Raw genomic sequence first — 18317 nt, 5'->3', positions numbered from 1 at the left:
TTCAGAACGAACCGGTATTGATTACGCAGCAATAATACATATTAATTCATTATTCCAACTTGATTGTTCAAAATTAGTGGAACACGGTTTGAACACACGTTCAGAACAAAAGGCCTCGTACACTTGTCTTCGTAAGTTGCACTGCATTTCTTTCCTTTGCCAGCAAATGTTCAAATAGCATGATACAACGAATTCAGACAATATATTTGGCTGTTGCAGCCATTCTCTTAATGGTTCCATCACTGTTCAGTTTGAGCTTTGCGACTGCTGGCGATTTTGAACTGAACGCTGTGGCAATCCGATCTCTGAATGTGGAACAGTTGCAAGAAGGTGTAAATGCATTTCCTATTGCTGGAGCCATGGCTTTGGCGCTGTTGCTTACGGTTTACTCCATCATGCAATTCAAGAACAGGAAATTTCAGATCAAGCTTGTTCAAGCTGCTTTGCTCGTGCAATTGGCAATTGGTGGTTTGATCTTCTTATATGCCGATAAAATGGCTGCGCTGGCCAATTCTACTGAGGTTTCTTACAGTCCGGTCTTGGCCATTCTATTGATAAATCTCGCGTTGTATTTCTTAGCCGCAAGAGGAATTAAGAAGGATGATGAATTGGTAAGATCTGCAGATCGTTTACGTTAAGCGTACTGCAGTTCGAAAAGTGTGCGGTAATGTCCGTCATTTTCAAGTAACTGCTGATGCGAACCCATTTCTAAGATATTCCCTTTCTCCAAGACGAGAATGTAATCGGCACTCTGAATGGTGGCCAATCGGTGTGCAATAACGATGGATGTACGACCTTCCATCAGTTTGGTGAGTGCTTTCTGAATGATCTGTTCACTTTCTGTGTCGATGGACGAAGTGGCTTCATCAAGCACGAGAATCTTAGGGTTGTGAACATAAGCGCGAATGAATGAGATGAGTTGGCGTTGGCCGACTGAAAGCATTGCACCGCGTTCCATCACGTTGTATTCGTATCCTCCAGGAAGTGCAGAAATAAATTCATGCGCACCAAAATCTTTGGCCGCTTGCATCACGGTTTCCTTCGAAATGGAATTATCTCCAAGAGTAATATTGCGGTAAATGGTATCTGAAAACAGAAAAACATCTTGAAGAACAACAGCGATATTTTTCCTCAAGAATTCTTTCGAATAACTCCGAACGCTGTTTCCGTCAATGCTTATTTCTCCTTTCTCAAACTCATAGAATCGACTAAGTAGATTGATGATGCTCGTTTTTCCAGAACCAGTGGCGCCAACCAACGCAAGCGTTTGTCCTTGGTTTACTTGGAACGAGACATTCTTGAGAACGTATTCGTTATCGGTATAAGCAAACCAAACATTTTTGAATTCGATGTTCCCGTTCAAATGTGCTGGTCTAAGCGTTCCGTTGTCTTCAATATTTTCGTTCGTATCCAGAATTTTGAAAACACGCTCTGAGCTCACCATTCCCATTTGAAGCGTATTGAATTTATCAGCCAATTCACGAATCGGTCTGAAAAGCATGTTGATGTACAATATAAAAGACACCAATTCTCCAACGGTCATGCTCGAAGCAATGACTTCGTGAGCGCCCCACCACACAATGAGACCAAGCGAAGTGGCCGAAAGAATTTCCACCACTGGAAGGAAGATGGAGAAATACCAGACCGAACGGATGTGTGCATCGCGATGTTCGGCATTAATGGTTTTGAACCGTTCCAATTCCTTCTCTTCGCGGTTAAAAACCTGAACGATGTGCATTCCGGTTATATGTTCCTGAAGAAAAGCGTTTAGTCTAGAAACCTGCGTTCGCACATCTTGAAACGATGAACGTATGCCATTTTTGAAGATGTATGTGGCCAGAAGTAGCAGCGGAATGGTGGCAAGTGAAATCAGTGATAATTGCCAATCCACGTAAAACATGACCACAACAACCGTGATCAGTTTCAGAATATCTCCGAAGATCACAAGAATACCGTTCGAGAAAATATCTGCAATCGTTTCAATATCAGAAACAACTCTAGTTACGAGCGTTCCGATGGCGGTTTTATCAAAATATTGGAGTTTTAGGCTGTTGATATGCCTGTAAATTTCCATCCGCAGGTCTTTGATAACCGTTTGGCCCAACCAGTTGGCAGAGTAGGTGTAGAAATAGTAGACAAGCGCTTCAAGCAGCAAAACAGCAATGATGATGAGTGTCATCATCAACAGACCGTCTGGGTTTGGCGTTACGATGTAATGGTCAAATGTATATTGTATTAGCAGCGGTCGCAGTGGCGAAATGGCAGCAATACATATCGTGAGTGCGAACGTGACAAAAAACCGTGTCTTGTACGGCTTAACGTACTTCAGAACACGACCTAGAATGTCAAAGTCGACAGCTTTTCCGGTTATTTCGCTCACAGGTTTTTCAGGAAGATGTCGGATGGATATTGCACGTTCGTCAAATATAAACCGTGCGCGGGAACTGACCTACCTGCCTTTGTCCTGTCTTTCGAATCGATAATGAGTTGAAGTTCATGAACTTCCTTCGTTCCTTGACCAATTTCGAGCACGGTTCCAACAATGGCTCTCACCATGTTCCGCAGAAAACGATTGGCAGTAATATCAAAAGTGATCAGGTCGTTCATTTCTTTCCATTCTGCATGATGGACAGTGCAGATATTGGTGTGATTGTCGGCATTGGCTTTGCAAAAACAGCCAAAGTCTTGTTCCCCTAACAATAGCTGACAGGCCTTGTTCATCCTATCAATATCAAGTGCCAAGTTGAATTTATAGCATTGGTCAGGTCTGAACGGGTTTTTCGTTCTGCTGATGATGTATTGATAGCTTCGTTTGGTAGCGTCAAACCGTGCATGAGCATCTGATGAAACAGGGATTATTTCCGACACTGCGATATTCCGATGAAGCATGGTGTTCAACTTATGGATGAACAAAGGGATTTCCATCGGAATGACATCCGCAACATCAAAATGTGCGTAAAATTCTGATGCATGCACACCAGCATCCGTTCTTCCACAACCCATTGCCATGATGTCTTGCTGCAAAATGGTGCTCAGTTTTTCGTTCAATTCCTGCTGAACACTCGGAGCATCATCCTGCATTTGCCAACCGTGAAAGGCTGTTCCGTCATAAGCGAGTTTGATGAAATAACGCACCTATCCGCCTGTTCGTTTTACACGGAATCCTTGCTCTTTCAGAAGAACCATCACCTTTTGAACATGATCGCCTTGAATGATAATCTCACCATCTTTTGCCGATCCTCCAACACCACATTTCGACTTCAGTGGTTTTGCAAGATCGTTGAGGTCGTCTGGATGAAGATCACCAAAACCTGTGATCAATGTCACTGCTTTTCCTTTTCGCTGCTTCTTATCCAGCGATACGCGCAGATCCAAAGCAGATGGATTTATCTCATCAAAATCAGATTCCTCCACATGCGTGGATTCTACCTCGTTCACAGGCGTTGTAGAAAAAACCAGTGACCCGAGACTTTCTAATCCAAGTGCTTTTTGGGGTTTATCCTTTTTGCTCATTTGGCACAATAACTTTTAAAGACATAGGTCGGATTTTGATCTCTATCACTTTTCCAAGTTCGAATGGGTCGCCATCTAAATGAGACACATCATTACGCTCTTGCGTAATGGTCATTTCCTTAAACTTAAATGTTTTAATGTATTTGCTTCTGTCTAGCGTACCTTGAAAAAGCCGATAGAAATTGAGAAACATTTGGAATATCGGCATCGGGTTTAGAACCACAGCATCAAGCAAACCGTCATCAACTTTGGCTTTGGGAGCCACCAATGCATCGTTTCCGTATTGAGACGAATTGGCCATCGCAATTTGCCAAGCTTTCCATTCAAATTCACGGCCATCAGCATTGATCTTGTAGGTCTGAAGTTTGTAGTTGAATATCAATTTAACACCAACCACGAAGTACTTGAAGATTCCGCGCATTTTCTGCTGATGGAAAGCATGGGAAACAGCTGCATCAAAACCAACTCCAGATATGTTCATGAAGGCTTTTCCGTTGGCAAGCCCAGTGTCGATAGTTCTGAAATTGAAATTGTTGATGTTCTCCACTGCCTTTTTCGGGTCGAGGGAAATGCCGAGCGAACGTGCGAGTCCGTTACCCGAACCTGCCGGGATAATTCCCAAAGCAACATCGGTTCCGGCCAACGTTGCCCCAACTTGGTTGATGGAACCATCGCCACCTGCAACAATCACAGCTTTGCATCCATCTTTGATTGCCTTTTCGGTCAGTTCAATGGCATGCTTGTGCCGCTCTGTATTTACAATGTCGAATTCGAATTTTTCTCGATCTAAATGCAGATCGATCATTTTCAGCGCTTTTTTTCTTCGTCCGCTGCCAGAAACAGGGTTGATAATGATTCTGATTTTTGTTTTCATTGCACTGGTTGCACCCACGTTTCCACTGTCATCTGATTGTCGTTCAGCGCGACTGAATAATTCTCAATGAAAGCCTTCAAATATCGCTCGTTATCAGAAAACAAATCTGCTCCATCGGTCATCAGATTATTCTGAAGCAATTCGTCACTTTTCACATCGTATACAAATGTCGTCTTTTCACCATCGAAACAGATCAACTGATCATTGCGGTAAAGTTGATACTGGTCATGTTTGAATGCAACAGATGTATGTTCAGCATGTTCATCGAGGGCATTTACACCAAAGGAAAAGAAGGGCTTTTCGTAGCCGATCAATCCTAGAATTGTTGGCATGATGTCTATCTGCTGCATTACTTCTTGCCGTGTTGCGGTAATGAGCGTGTCGTTAGGATGGAAAAAAATGACCGGGATTCTGAGTGAACCTAATTTGGTTTGGTACTGCGGATGTTCTGAAAGAGAAGTATGATCGGCAGTAATGACGAAAAGCGTGTTGGCGTACCAATCGGTTTTGGAAGCATTTTCGAAGAATTGCCTCAAGGCTTCATCAGCATAGCCAATGCTTTCGTGAATAGGTAGCGTGCCTTTTGGAAATCGGTCTTGATAATCTTCTGGAAGCGAGTATGGATGATGACTGGAGAGCGTGAAAATGGAGCTGAAAAATGGTTTTTTAAACTCGCTGAATTTCTCAACACAATTATTCAGGAAATAGTGATCAGAAATCCCCCAGAATCCATCATAATGTTCGTTTGGAAACGGATAATCATTTCGATCATAGAATTGTTGATACCCAGCTTGTCCGGCAAATGATTGGAAGTTCATGGAGTTGGTATTCCCTCCATGCATGAATGACGTGTAATAACCTTCTTCTCCTAACAGTTTGGCCATACTGGTAACGTTGTTTCCTCCATATCGAGAAGTGGTGTAAGGTTCATACATCAACGTGGGAATGGATGCAACCACTGCCGGAATTCCTTCTATTGAACGGTGACCATTTGCGAAGCCATTCTCAAAAACCATACTGATTGAGCATAGCGAATCAACGAAAGGAGTGTAGCCGACATTAAGTCCGTTCAAAGCTCCTACGTACTCCGTTGAAAGGCTCTCGACAATAATGATAATCACATTGTCGCCTTCAAATCTTCCTCGAAGCTCGGTGCTATCAGGATTGATAATAGGATTTACATCAGCGATTTCATCCTTCGGATAGCTTAGGCGTGCCAATTCTGGTTTGCCCCATGTTTTGATGATGGTGAAAGGCGTGCTGAGTACAATGGAATTGAGTTCCGGAGAATCAGTCATGCCAGCGTCAATAATAGTCAACGGAATTGGGCGAATTCCACCTCGGGCAGCCAGTACGAGAACAAATGCAATTGGAATGAGCGCCAAGCCATTCATCCATCCAGTTTTCGCGGTTTCAGTCTTTGTTGTCAATTGATAGATTGCCCAAAGAGCCAACAGCATAATGACAATAAATACCACTAGCAGGTACCAGAAATGCGATAGCAGGTTTGGGGCAATATTGAAAAGATCATCGCTGAGGAAGGCAAATTCAAATAGGTCATCTGTAGATCTTCGCGCTGTGAATTTGAAGAATTCGGCATCAATGCAATTTAGTAGGTTCATCACACCAAGCATTATTATGTAATAAGCTGTGGCAACGTTCTGAAAAGCGCCTTTTTTCAAAAATGGCAGCACAATAAAGTATGGGCCAAGGAGGTAAGCAATGGTTACAGCATCGAATGCCGTCCCGAATAAAAAGGAATGAAAGATCTCTGAACCCGTTGCCTCAAAATATCCGCTCAGGTTAAGGAAGAAAACGAATCTCGAAAGTTGTAATGTGACCAGTGCAATAAACCAACTGCCGATAAATCTTGTCCAGAAAAATCGGGTCATAGTGGTTTAATCTGAATTCAATGAAGTTTAGTTGTCGTAGCGTTGTGCGAAAATGACACAATCTTCCTTTATCTGTTGCCCGTTCATTAACCAGGTAGAGTAGAGGATAGTCAGGTAACCGTCATCGTCAATATGTCCCTCGCCACGAAAAGTCATCGGAATTCCTCTAACGCTTAGGCTTTGCATAGGAATGATGAGGTCGTGTTGATCGATAAGCGCTCTAACCAAGATGCTATCATCACCGAAATTCAACATTTTAATATCGTCCTCTTGTTCGCGTAATTGGTCTTCAGCAATCGTCATGAATCGTGGAGTTGGCAAGAGTGTATCCGGCCAACAGATGTGTAAGATATTGTATACGCCAAGAAACTTGTCTCTTGCATTGATGCAAGAACCATCATCTCTAACAGCATCTGGATTGTAATTATCTGATGTTCGGGTTGTGCAACCAGTTTCTTCTCTACAGCCAGAAAATGCCAATGCAACGGCAAGAATGCCGATGAGCATTACAGGTGCAACAAGATTTTTTATGTGGTTCAATGTCTTCATAAACGTTGACTGTCTATTCCACAATTTGTTGAATGGCGTACAAATTCAAATAAAGCGTGTCGTTGTAGAACGTTTCGTCTGGCAGCGTTATTTTCTCAAGACGCGTCATTTTCATTTCCATCACTCTTCCATTGATATTTCCATCGCCCCAATAGGTAAAATCGCCCAACTGTTGGCGATCAACGGAGAAGTTATATGTACCAACAACGGTAGCTCTCAAAGCATAAAGTTGCGAGTCAAAATTGCTGATGCCGATGATAAGGCCAACATTCGTAGTAGCGGTAGAATCTTCAATGTTTACAGCAACTTGTTCGTAAGGAACCAATGTGTCCTGACCTGTCTCAATTGTTCCGTACGCTTCATATTGGCCCAAAAATTTATCTCTAGTAGGAATACAGGTGTCATCATCCTGCTTCGCATCTGGGTCAAAATTGTCAGAGTAATTATCTGTGCATCCTCGTTTCTTCTGGCAGCTTGGTGCTGTTAGAACGGTTGCAATGGCTATAAGAACTAAGAAGAGGTTTTTTATCATTGGAATGCTGCTGGGTCAATGCAGTATTAAAAGGTGAAAGTAAGAAAATGTGAATTTAAGTTCATCTAATTGCTAAGATTCGTTGGCTTAAATTTTTGTGCATACTTCAAAACAATCGTGAATTACCTGAATTCCGCTACGATTGTCACGTATTCGGTAACTTATTGATAAGGTGCTGTCTTCTGTAAACACACCAGCGCCCTCAACGGTAATAGAAGGATGTACCGACTGCGATTCTATGGTGATATTCTGCCCGAAAACCTTGGCTTCTACTTCCGGTAACGTATCAGCTAGGTTACTAATTGTGACTGTGGATTCGTTTAACGCAGCCGAAATGGTTCGATTGTAATTGGCCGAAATGCAATCTGAACTTACGTCAAACGAACCGATAAACTTATCTCTAACAGAAATACAGGAACCATCATTGATCACGGCATCCGGATCATAGTTCTCGCTGCCAAATTCGGTACAGCCAGCATTTTCTTTGCAACCAACAGCTGCCATTCCAATAAGTAAAAGCCAAAATAGTCTCAAACCGTAAGATTGATTTGAGCCCTTTACGACCAAGAATGAACTTGGTTACGCTTATTGTGTTTTGGTGCAGTAGTAATAGTAGATCTGCGGCACGGTAACAATCGCTGGAGGATTTGCTCCATTCCACATTGGAATCTGCGTATTCATGTTGAATGTCATATCCACCGTATCACTTAGAAGCCATTCTCCAGTTCCATTATAAGATCTAGTAAAATACTGGCCGAAGAATGTATCCTGTAATGAAGTTTGCTCCATAACGATGTCGTACGCAGAAACTGAACCTTGAAAAATCAGCGATCCGTTCAAATTCATATTGAAGGCATTATCGGCCGTATTTGCCTCCGTTATTTGAATGGTTCCAGCATCTACCATTTCCACTTCGGTGATCACATCGATCCAAAGTTTTGTATAACGATAGCTACCTATCAATTTGTCCCTTCCAGGAATGCAAGTGCCATCATCTTGTTTTGCATTGACATCAAAGTTGTCGGCAGTGGTTTCTGTGCAACCTCTATTTGGAGAGCACGAAGAAGCAGCTATAATTACAGTTGCAGCTAAAAACAGGAAAAGAGCTTTTTTCATCATCATTTATTGGGACTCAAATATAATGAGTTTGCAAAGTGAGTAATTAGGACTCTTGATGAGGTTCAAATAAAAGCTACTTTTGTGCTAAACAAAATTCAAATCAATAACCGAACAATGAAAAAAGTACTACTATTCTCTCTAGTTGGAGGAATGATTGCGCTGGCTTCCTGCGGAGGCGGACCAAGCGCTGAGGAAAAAGCTGCTGCAGAGCAAGCAAAAATGGATTCTATCAAAGCTGTTGAACAAGCAAAATTAGATGCATTGGCTGCAGAAGCTGCTGCTGCCGAGGCTGCTGCTTATGCGGCTGAACAAGCTGCTGCCGTTGATACTGCAGAAACTGGATCTAAAGATGATAAAATGTCGGGAACGGATTCGAAGAAGGAAGAGGCCACTGAAGCCAAGAAGGACAAGATGGCTGGCGAGGATGTGAAAAAGGAAGAATCTACTCAAGCCAAGAAAAATAAGATGAGCGGTAAATAGTATCGACCGTTCATTGATAATAAAAAAAGGGGGGCAATTGCCCCCCTTTTTCTTTACAGGCCTTTATCTTATTGCTTAGTCATAGTAGATGTACAAACATCCGTGTCTGTACCATCTGAAACCGTGTAAGACATGGTAATTACATCACTAGAATAGGTTCCACTACCGGAAACATTATAACCATCACTATCTGGATCCTGGTTGCCAATTGTAATGGTGTTGCCTGAAATGGTAGCAACTACATTATTAGTATAGGCATTCCAGAAATTTGAAATCAATACCGTTGTGACATTAACACCTGAATTGACAATTTGAATGTCATAACTACCTTTGACGCCAGAGGATGAACAGTCGCCAGTAACTGTGTAAATCCCTACGAACTTCGCTCTGGATTCCGTTGCACAGTCTGTGCCTTCGTAGCCTTGGTCACAAACACAGTCGCAACCACCTTCATTTGCTACTTTAGTACCGCCAGTTGCATCGCACACGAGTTCTTCGCAGTAATCTGTAGCGCAGTCGACACCACCGAAGCCATCTTCACAAACGCAATCTCCGTCAACGCAAGTACCATTGGTTCCACAATCAACATCTTTACATGCATCAGTATCGCATGATACCATACCAATAGTTGCAATTGCAGCTACTCCTAAAATTTGAAGAATTCTTTTTTTCATTTTGTTGTTTTTGTTTTTTGATTGAACAGCTGCAAATGTAGCAAAAACCAACATTTAACAATTCCGTTAAAATCGACTTATCAGAAGTGCGTTGTCAATAAGCTATTCGATTATTGTGCAGTTCATGGTGCAGCTTAGCGTTGGACCGCTTCCAGGAACAAGCGTATAGCTAATTACTAACGTTCCTCCAGTCAATTGGCCAGTTCCATTGATTGTTGCGCCATTTCCGGTCTGATCGGTAAAAGTGACCGTTGTTCCATTCACTACTCCAGTAATGTCAAAATTGAAATCGCCAAGATTATGAAGCGTTAGTTCCGTTCCTGCCTCAGAATCTGCATTGATGCTGATGGTGTAATTGAATGTTCCAAGGTTGCAGTTTTCCTGAACGGAATAATTGCCCACAAAGGCCAAGCGTTGTTCTGTACTGCAGTTCGGACCTTCGTATCCTGCGGTGCAAACGCAGTCGCCATCTTGACAAGTTCCTCCATTTAAGCACGTAACGTCTTTGCATGCATCTCGCGTGCAAGAAGCAAGACCTACAGTGAATAAGAAGATGATGGCAATGTTTCGAAGAGTCATGCTTGCTGGCTTTAATCTTGTGGAGGAGCAAATGTAAACGAACTTTCTATTTCCTTAAGCCACACTGTTCGTCAGCCCTTTTTCTACATTTGAATCCGTCAAACAAGACCATGAAATTCAATAGAGAAAACATTTCTGATGGGCAGTTGCTCGATCTGTATCGACAACTTCTGAAACCGAGATTGATTGAGGAAAAGATGTTGGTGCTTTTGCGCCAAGGCAAGATCAGTAAATGGTTTTCTGGAATTGGTCAAGAAGCCATTTCAGTAGGCGTAGCTGCAGCACTCGACAAAGAGGAATACATTCTTCCTATGCATCGGAATTTGGGAGTTTTCACTTCAAGGGAAATACCATTAAGTCGGCTGTTTGCTCAGTTTCAAGGCAAGGCCAGCGGATTCAGTAAAGGCCGCGAAAGAAGTTTTCATTTCGGCACCAATGAACACCATATTGTGGGAATGATATCGCACTTAGGTCCTCAGATGGGAGTGGCTGATGGAATTGCCCTAGCCCAGAAATTGACTGGTTCAGGAAAGGTGACGGCTGTATTTAGTGGAGATGGTGGTGCCAGCGAAGGAGATTTTCATGAATCCATCAATGTGGCAGCCGTCTGGGATCTTCCTGTCATATTCATCATTGAAAACAATGGTTACGGACTCAGTACTCCAAGTAACGAGCAATTCCGTTGTAAACAGTTCATTGATAAAGCAATTGGTTTTGGCATTGAAGGCGTTCAGGTGGATGGAAACAACATCCTTGAAGTTTTTAATACCGTTGTTAGACTGAAAGAACAAATAAGTAAAGACCCGAAACCGGTGCTGCTCGAGTGTATGACTTTCAGAATGCGCGGTCACGAAGAGGCGTCAGGAACGAAATATGTGCCAAATGAACTGATGGAGCAGTGGGCGCAGAAAGACCCTGTCAATAATTATGAAGCGTTTCTTCGACAAGAAGGAATTCTGACGGAAGAAGATGAGAATCGAATTCGACTAGACATAAAGGCTGAAATAGCTGAAGGTTTGGATATTGCTTATGCTGAAGGTGCAATTGAATCGAATGCCGAATTGGAAGTTGCTGATGTGTATCAAAATCACTCACATATAAGTGTTACGCCAAGTTCGGTTAAGAATGAAATGCGATTGATCGATGCCATTTCTGATGGGCTTCGCGAAGCCATGAGAAAGTATCCTGAACTCATCCTAATGGGACAGGATATTGCCGATTATGGCGGTGTTTTTAAAATAACCGAGGGTTTTCTGGAAGAGTTCGGAAAGGAGCGTGTACGAAATACCCCGCTATGCGAATCGGCTATTATCGGAACAGGTCTAGGACTTTCCATCTGCGGAATGAAATCGATGGTGGAAATGCAGTTTGCAGATTTTGTGACCTGCGGTTTCAATCAGATTGTGAACAATTTGGCCAAATCGCATTATCGTTGGGCGCAGAATGCAGATGTGGTTGTACGGATGCCGACTGGTGCAGGAGTAGGCGCAGGTCCATTTCATTCGCAAAGCAACGAAGCTTGGTTTGTGCATACACCTGGACTGAAAGTCGTTTTTCCTGCGTTTCCGGCAGATGCTAAAGGTTTGCTCATTTCTTCGTTCGAAGACCCGAATCCAGTCATGTTCTTCGAACAGAAAGCGCTATACAGAAGCATCAAAGAAGAAGTTCCTGAAGGATATTACAACATTGAGATAGGCAAAGCCAATTTACTGCGCCAAGGAAATGACGTGTCTATTATTACTTACGGAATAGGTGTGCATTGGGCTTTAGAATTTCTGAATGAAAACCCAGAGATCTCGGCTGATCTATTAGATCTGCGTACGCTATTGCCTTACGATAAAACAGCCATTCTGGAAACGGCAAGGAAAACGGGAAGAGTGATCATTCTGCACGAAGACACACTTATCGGAGGTCTGGCAGCAGAAATTTCGGCTGTTATTACAGAGAATGTATTCCAAGATCTGGATGCGCCTGTCATGCGTTCTGCAAGTTTGGATACGCCTGTGCCTTTTGCAGGAATTTTGGAATGGGATTTCTTGCCTAAGAAGCGTTTCTCCGAACAGATCAGAACCCTACTTGATTTCTGAAAGCAACTCTTTCAGTCGATACATTGCTGCCTGATTCTTCTCGTTGTAAGCCGATCGTTGAATGATGAATTTCTCTTTGGTGGTGAGATGCCAACTTAGTGAAATGTCTTCTACTTCGGGTCGGGTAAGTTCAAGGTCAATGACTTCCAGGTCAGTTCCCAGCCAATTTTGAGCATAAACCGTTAAGTCGTCATTGGTGTAATCTTGCATGGTGAACAGATTATCGTAAATGTGTCCTAGCGGATTGGCAATTAGATTGAACAGTGAGCGAGGTGGATTGGCTTTAATAGGTTCAATTTTTCGGCTATCTCGAATTTGAACGATAACAACACCGCTCGTATTCTTCTCAACCCATTGTCGGATAGCATAAAGATGCTTTAGTGCCAAAGAAGCACCATAAGTATCGCGGAAACCTGCATCCATCACTTCCATTTCTGGATCAGAAGGCAAGGTAACTTGTGGCGATATGTATGGGAATGTGGCATTCATCCGTAAAATCGAACTGAACCACGTGTTGTCAGGATCTTGATTCTTGAAAAATCGCCTGAATTCTACTGCGGATTGTAGCGTTTGCCCTTTAAGAACATTCGGGTGATTGAAGGTAAGATGAGCGATGGGTTGTGAACTGATGTATAGCGAACGACCATCATTGATAATGCTCGGAGAGAAGAACATCAATGGAATGAGCGCATCGCGTTCTGGTGCGGCATAATCTCCCAATCGCTTGTCTACAAAACCTTGCGTATTCTCGTTGAACTGTTTCTCTAAGGCGTAACCTCTATCTTTTGAATAAATGTATGTTCCATCTCTGAATTTCTGGAATCGAATGAACCAATCGTTCACGGCAAGCGAAGTGGCTATCGGATTCAGCACGTCCATTCCCATTCGGTCAACATATTCCTGGCTGTTCAGGTCGATGCTGGAATCTGTTTGAGACCGTAGATAAAGTTCTCTTCGGTAGGCCAATCCGAACATACCTCCAGAAGCTCCGCACATTACTTGTGTGTGCTTCATCAGTTCACCATTCGTGATGCTATCGGCAACCTGCATGGCCTTGTAACTCCAAAGTGCCGACCGTGCACCGCCTCCAGTAACGCAGACCAACACCAGTTTCGGTTTCTCAGATCTACGATTGACGTTTTTCAGTCTCCATTTCTTTAATATTTCGTGATGGAGGTTAACATCTTGATCGTAAGTGCTGAAATTCTGCTGCATCGTTTCCAGCGAGTCTAGGTTGTAAATCGCGGGATCGTCATCATAATTCATCCCGTAAGCACGACTCTCGTACAATAGAATGTCATTTTGAACGAGAAAATGGAGGCCGATAATTGATGCAATGAGAAAGACGGTTGACCATCCGCGTAGTGCAGAATGAATGGCACTTGTCACCATCAGAAGCATTGTGCTCGTTAGGAAGATGACCGCTCCGGCAGGAATGGTGAGTTTGGGCGTCTCGCGATAGGCACCCAAAACCAAGAAAGAGACGATCACTGCCAATTCAAAAACAACAGCGATCATGTGGTTCTGCCGAAATACCTTCTGTACCATTTCAGTCTCGTAATGGTCAGATTCACGCGTTAATCCAATCTTAAACCAGTTTATCATATAGGTTGAGACCTTCCATTCGTAGTCGTTTTCGCGAGGAGCATTTACATTACGCCATTGCAGGTTCTTTTGCATCAGCACCTGAATGGCTTTTTTCCTGCGCTTCAGTCTGAGGTCTTCTTCAGAAATACCGATAACTCTGAAAATATTCCTGCTCAAGGCCAGAAAGTAGGTGTGCCCCGGAATCATGAAGAGGAGAATTCCACTCAGTAAACCTGCAATGTCCCAAGCCAATTGACGGCCGACTTTCAGGTCATTTCCTAGTAAGAAAAGCTCGTTTTTATATTGAAAATCGACAATGCTGTAGATGTAAATTGCCAGAAATATCCCTGGAATGATGGAGTTGTTGAGGGAATATTTGAAGAATGGTTTGGAAACGGTGGCAAGAAATGGAAACCTGTATGAGTTTTGGATATAACTCGAAATGTGGAATGCCATAATGAATCCGCCCAGCGAGAAACCGAGAATCAGAAACGACCAGAAATCTACATGTCCCATGTATTCAGGATCCCAGAATAGATAAGGAACGCCATAACCGTGGCCAATATAACCGGAAGCAAAAGCACCTAATGCCACCCAAAAAAACAGGAGGATGTAATTTTTTTTGAGGTGAAGAACTACAAGTCGGAAGGGAAAAAAATAGAGCGTTCGCTGAACGATCTGGTTATTCCATACCTTCTTTAAGAATGACATTGGTCTTAGGTTTCACCGAGAATACGACAAAAAAATGGCGCATTCAGGCTTTACAACGTATCATTTCAAATGATGTTACCTTATTGGCTGAATTTCAGCAATATGCGTTAAATCCTATTTGTTCATTATAAGGAACAATTGGTCAATCGTTAGCCAAAAGATCTAGGGTTCAAGGCTTTCTTAAATAGTATTGATACGATCAAAGTTGATCCACGATCTGACGAAAAATGTCTTCCCAGTTCAATGCTTTCTGAGCATTTGACCTAGGTCGTTCGTTCATCGAAATGATGATGATATTCTTATCCGGGTTGATATAAATGTGCTGTTTGTAAAGACCGATGGCTAAAAAATCATTGTAATCCTTGTAGCCGATGTACCAGCAGTTGTGGTAGCCAAAAGTTCCTCCTTCTGTTGTGTCTCTCGAAAGCGTTGATTCTACCCAATCCTTGTTCAGCAATTGTTCTCCTTGCCAGTTTCCTTTCTTAAGATAGAAGCGTCCGAATTTGGCATAGTCCAACGCAGTTGCCTGAATACAACAATAAGGTTTGATGCGTTCTTTCCTGTCCGCAGTCCATCGTCCATCGCTTTCCATGCCCAATGGAATCCAGATCTTGGCTTGCATATATTCATTTAGCGGTGCTCCCGTTACCTTTTCTAGCACTTGGCCGAGCAACCAAACGTTCATGTTCATGTAGGCTTGATTCGTGCCTGGTTCGTTCTTGAATTTGATGAATCGAGTGGCGCGTCCAAGGTATTTTCCATAGTAAAGCAAGCCATCAACGGTTAGTGGATGCTCAATTCCAGAAGTATGATTAAGCAGATGTTTCAGCTTCAATCGACCGTAACGCGGATCTTGGCTCAAACCAGGCAGATAATCGGAAACCAGATCATCCATCGATTTTATCAATCCATCTTGAACGGCAAAACCCACCAATGCAGAAGTGAAGGATTTGGCCACGGAATAGGAGGGATGCAGCACCTTAGAATCGACAGCATAGTGCTCGAAGAGAATGGTGTCGTTGCGGATAATGACCAAAGCCTGATTCGGATGAGCAACTACCAATTCATTCAAGCTTCTCCAAATTGGCACAACGTAAGGTGACCAATCGTTCAATCCGATCTTGTTTCCCAATTCATTAGGTTCAGAAACATGAAATCGAAAAGGTATTTCGGGCGCTTTGATGTCGCGGGCGTGCAGCCATTTATGGTCTTTCAGATCGGGACGTAAATAAATGACGCCACGAATCGGTAAGGCGCAACCAGTGATCAGTAAAGGGAAGAGGAAAAAGTAAAAGCGGGAAAAAATAGTGTTACGCATTATACAGACACTACTTTTCCGAGGTCGAAACAGGCTTCCATGCTAGGGCACCAGCGTGTTTGAAACACATTTCCCTCAATTTCTAATCTCTTTAATACTTCTGAACGTGGCGAATCTCCCAAACTCAGCAATGGATCGTTGGTTGTTTTCCCTTTACTGAAAAGCAATCCCATGTTCTTGGTCACTTTGAAATCGCCCTTGAAATTCGTTTCAGCCTTCACCAGTTCATTTCCTCGAACGGAATACAACTGCCCGGTTTCGTTAAATGATTGAGGCGTTCCATTCATCGGAATTTTCAATCTGAAATATTCTTTATCGTTTTCATCGAAAGCACGGGTAGAAGAAAATCCGTTCTTCTGCTCAATGTCAATTCGTTCGGTCACCTTTGGAATTCCCCACAGTTTTCTCCCACGAATTCGGTTTTCCTCCGAAGTCACTGGCATCGAAAACACATGATACCCGAAGTTCTTAAACGCCTTGGAAACCAATGGCAGCACAGGTACACTGAAACTCGGATTGATGAGCAGCGGAATCGTCATTGCAATCTCGTTGTACGGCTGCATGTTCATCACCGTTTTGTATTCATAACAAGAGAAAATGACCACAGCTCTTCCGCCTGGCATTCGCACTGGTTTCATGCTTGTATGTGGCAGAACTTTCAGTGCTTCTTTATAATTGCACATGAAAATACCGATGCCACAACTCACATTCTTGTAGAACGTAGGAAAAGAAAAATCCTTGCTGATCGCATCCGAAATCTGAAGCGGTTGCGTGTTCTTTCTTAGTGTAAATCGCCTGTAAAAAGCCGAGTTGAATTCGCCTGCGTTGTCAGGCATTTCTGGAACGAGATTGAAGTCGGCTTTCATGCTTAAAATTTAATGGAGCACGAAAGTACCCAATTGCAGATGCTCATCGAAGTTGGAAATGACCAGCGTACGCAGGTGCAATTTCTTCTCCGTTCATCAACCAATCCATGGTCATTTTTCGTGGTACGGTCACCGTTTCCACACGATGGAAAGTGCCGAAAACACGATCCCAGAAACGGGTTGTAACGCCATGGTTGAGTTTAGGTTGATGAAAATGATGATAGAAATGATGCTTTCTGAGAATGATGAAGGGTTTGGCAATCGGTCCACGTTTGTGGAATCGGCTGTGAGTGGCCTCGTAGAGGCCGAACATGCCAATAAGTCCAAGAACAAAAGCAACGGCAAGATGCCAAGGGAAGATCAAACTTAGCGTTGCGGTGAGTAGCAATGCAACCGAAACTGCTGCTCCTATTTTCTTGAATGCGGGTGCGAAATAATGCACCTTTTGATGGTGAAACGAATGTTCGTCCTTGAAAAAATTCTTGCCTTTGTGCTCGTGACCAAGGAAACGATGAAGGACATACTCAAGGAAAGTCCACAGAGCCACACCGCTGAAAAATGAAATGATAAGCATTTGAAATAGGGGTTTAATGAGGTGCCCTAAGTTCAATGATCAATCTTGGAATTCCAACCTGAATTATGTTAATGAGCTGTTAAAGTTTGAATCGTTCCAACGAATTACGCTTCAACAAATCCTGGCCAGTTGCTCATGTATTTGACGAACGTTTCGCCCAAACCTTCGTTGCGTAAATGATCCTTCGAAACTGGATTTGGAATAGGTACGAAATCCGGGTTTTCCATTACCAATTGCGGGAAATTGTGGTGTAGAATGGCCGAGCGGCCAATGGTGACGAAATCGACACCCGCATTCAGAATATCCCGAACATTCTTTCCTGTTATGATCTGCCCAGCAACGGTCAACTTTACGTTTTTCCGATCTAGGGTGCTGAAGTGCTCCAAGAGTGTTTTGTCTTGATGGTTTTGGTCTTCAGGCATTTTGAAACAATCCCACAATGAGATGTCGAGGAAGTCAATCTTACCTTCTTCAATAAATCGTTTGTAAAGCTCCTTTATTTCAGAAAGTTCCATTCCGAAACGTTCGGGAGATAAGCGTACGCCAAGCAGGAAATCCTTTCCGCAAGCAGTTCTGATGCCATCTACAATTTCAAACAGCAAACGGGCGCGGTTTTCCAACGAACCTCCGTATTCATCCGTTCGGTGGTTGATCTCCTTGCTCAGAAATTGGGTGATGATGTAGCCATGCGCTCCGTGCACTTCCACGCCATCGTAACCACATTTCTGTGCGCGGATTGCTGCTGAAACGAAATCATCACGCAGTTGCTGAACTTCGGCTAATGAAAGCGCTCGTGCTCCGTGCTTCTCGCTATCTGAAGGGCAAACAGGTGTTTCACCGATCACCTCTTTTGGAGAACGCATGCCAGCATGATGCAACTGAATAACCGCCAATCTGCCGTATTCTTTGATACTTGCCGCCAATCGTTTGTGGCCATCCATCAGATCATCTGAAAAGATGCC

Annotated in this window: 19 protein-coding genes; 3 read left to right on the top strand and 16 right to left on the bottom strand. The window is 43.1% G+C overall.

What is annotated here, in order from left to right; genetic code table 11:
• Positions 1-179: 179 nt before the first annotated feature.
• Positions 180-638 (top strand): DUF4293 domain-containing protein, encoded by a 459-nt coding sequence (locus tag K9J17_17050; protein MCF8278438.1) that lies wholly within the window; start codon positions 180-182, stop codon positions 636-638.
• On the opposite strand, the gene K9J17_17045 is transcribed toward K9J17_17050, so the two are convergent.
• From K9J17_17045 to K9J17_17005, 9 genes are all read right to left on the bottom strand, one after another.
• Positions 635-2380 carry an ABC transporter ATP-binding protein/permease gene (locus K9J17_17045; protein ID MCF8278437.1) on the bottom strand — a complete coding sequence of 582 codons (1746 nt, stop codon included), beginning with the start codon at positions 2378-2380 and terminating at the stop codon, positions 635-637. The two genes, K9J17_17050 and K9J17_17045, sit on opposite strands and share 4 nt — an antisense overlap.
• Positions 2377-3135, bottom strand: coding sequence for a tRNA pseudouridine(38-40) synthase TruA (gene truA / locus K9J17_17040; protein MCF8278436.1), 759 nt, complete (start codon positions 3133-3135; stop codon positions 2377-2379). The genes K9J17_17045 and truA overlap by 4 nt, the downstream gene beginning before the upstream one ends.
• Entirely contained in the window at positions 3136-3513 is a 378-nt protein-coding gene (locus tag K9J17_17035; GenBank protein MCF8278435.1) for a translation initiation factor, read from the bottom strand.
• A complete protein-coding gene (locus tag K9J17_17030; GenBank protein ID MCF8278434.1) occupies positions 3497-4387 on the bottom strand; it encodes a diacylglycerol kinase family lipid kinase in 891 nt (296 codons plus the stop codon). Before K9J17_17030 ends, K9J17_17035 begins: the two co-directional genes overlap by 17 nt.
• Positions 4384-6279 carry a sulfatase-like hydrolase/transferase gene (locus K9J17_17025; GenBank protein MCF8278433.1) on the bottom strand — a complete coding sequence of 632 codons (1896 nt, stop codon included), beginning with the start codon at positions 6277-6279 and terminating at the stop codon, positions 4384-4386. The genes K9J17_17030 and K9J17_17025 overlap by 4 nt, the downstream gene beginning before the upstream one ends.
• Positions 6280-6306: 27 nt before the next feature.
• Entirely contained in the window at positions 6307-6819 is a 513-nt protein-coding gene (locus tag K9J17_17020; protein MCF8278432.1) for a hypothetical protein, read from the bottom strand.
• A gap of 22 nt (positions 6820-6841) precedes the next feature.
• Positions 6842-7360, bottom strand: a complete 519-nt coding sequence (locus K9J17_17015) for a hypothetical protein (GenBank protein MCF8278431.1) — start codon at positions 7358-7360, stop codon at positions 6842-6844.
• Positions 7361-7447: 87 nt separating this feature from the next.
• Positions 7448-7894 (bottom strand): hypothetical protein, encoded by a 447-nt coding sequence (locus tag K9J17_17010; protein MCF8278430.1) that lies wholly within the window; start codon positions 7892-7894, stop codon positions 7448-7450.
• Between the two features lie 51 nt (positions 7895-7945).
• Positions 7946-8476 (bottom strand): hypothetical protein, encoded by a 531-nt coding sequence (locus K9J17_17005; protein ID MCF8278429.1) that lies wholly within the window; start codon positions 8474-8476, stop codon positions 7946-7948.
• A gap of 117 nt (positions 8477-8593) precedes the next feature.
• On the opposite strand from K9J17_17005, the gene K9J17_17000 reads away from it, so the two are divergent.
• The gene (locus K9J17_17000; GenBank protein MCF8278428.1) at positions 8594-8959 is read left to right on the top strand and encodes a hypothetical protein; all 366 of its coding nucleotides are present in this window, start codon (positions 8594-8596) and stop codon (positions 8957-8959) included.
• Between the two features lie 68 nt (positions 8960-9027).
• On the opposite strand, the gene K9J17_16995 is transcribed toward K9J17_17000, so the two are convergent.
• Together K9J17_16995 and K9J17_16990 are read right to left on the bottom strand one after the other, a co-directional pair.
• A complete protein-coding gene (locus tag K9J17_16995; GenBank protein ID MCF8278427.1) occupies positions 9028-9633 on the bottom strand; it encodes a hypothetical protein in 606 nt (201 codons plus the stop codon).
• Between the two features lie 102 nt (positions 9634-9735).
• Entirely contained in the window at positions 9736-10212 is a 477-nt protein-coding gene (locus tag K9J17_16990) for a calcium-binding EGF-like domain-containing protein (protein ID MCF8278426.1), read from the bottom strand.
• Positions 10213-10322: 110 nt separating this feature from the next.
• Here K9J17_16990 and K9J17_16985 point away from each other — a divergent pair, with 110 nt between their 5' ends.
• The gene (locus K9J17_16985) at positions 10323-12299 is read left to right on the top strand and encodes a dehydrogenase E1 component subunit alpha/beta (protein MCF8278425.1); all 1977 of its coding nucleotides are present in this window, start codon (positions 10323-10325) and stop codon (positions 12297-12299) included.
• Here K9J17_16985 and K9J17_16980 read toward each other — a convergent pair.
• The 5 genes from K9J17_16980 to K9J17_16960 all read right to left on the bottom strand — a co-directional run.
• Positions 12285-14597, bottom strand: coding sequence for a hypothetical protein (locus tag K9J17_16980; GenBank protein ID MCF8278424.1), 2313 nt, complete (start codon positions 14595-14597; stop codon positions 12285-12287). The genes K9J17_16985 and K9J17_16980 overlap by 15 nt on opposite strands.
• 199 nt (positions 14598-14796) lie before the next feature.
• Positions 14797-15915, bottom strand: a complete 1119-nt coding sequence (locus tag K9J17_16975) for a beta-lactamase family protein (protein MCF8278423.1) — start codon at positions 15913-15915, stop codon at positions 14797-14799.
• Complete coding sequence (locus K9J17_16970; GenBank protein MCF8278422.1) at positions 15915-16781, bottom strand: acetoacetate decarboxylase family protein; 867 nt, start codon at positions 16779-16781, stop codon at positions 15915-15917. Before K9J17_16970 ends, K9J17_16975 begins: the two co-directional genes overlap by 1 nt.
• A 43-nt stretch (positions 16782-16824) precedes the next feature.
• Positions 16825-17355 carry a sterol desaturase family protein gene (locus K9J17_16965; GenBank protein ID MCF8278421.1) on the bottom strand — a complete coding sequence of 177 codons (531 nt, stop codon included), beginning with the start codon at positions 17353-17355 and terminating at the stop codon, positions 16825-16827.
• 104 nt (positions 17356-17459) lie between these two features.
• A partial coding sequence (locus K9J17_16960) for an NADH:flavin oxidoreductase (GenBank protein MCF8278420.1) occupies positions 17460-18317 on the bottom strand: 858 nt, incomplete at its 5' end.

The organism is Flavobacteriales bacterium (assembly GCA_021739695.1).
Classification (GTDB): domain Bacteria; phylum Bacteroidota; class Bacteroidia; order UBA10329; family UBA10329; genus UBA10329.
This window is presented reverse-complemented; position numbering and strand designations above follow the sequence as displayed.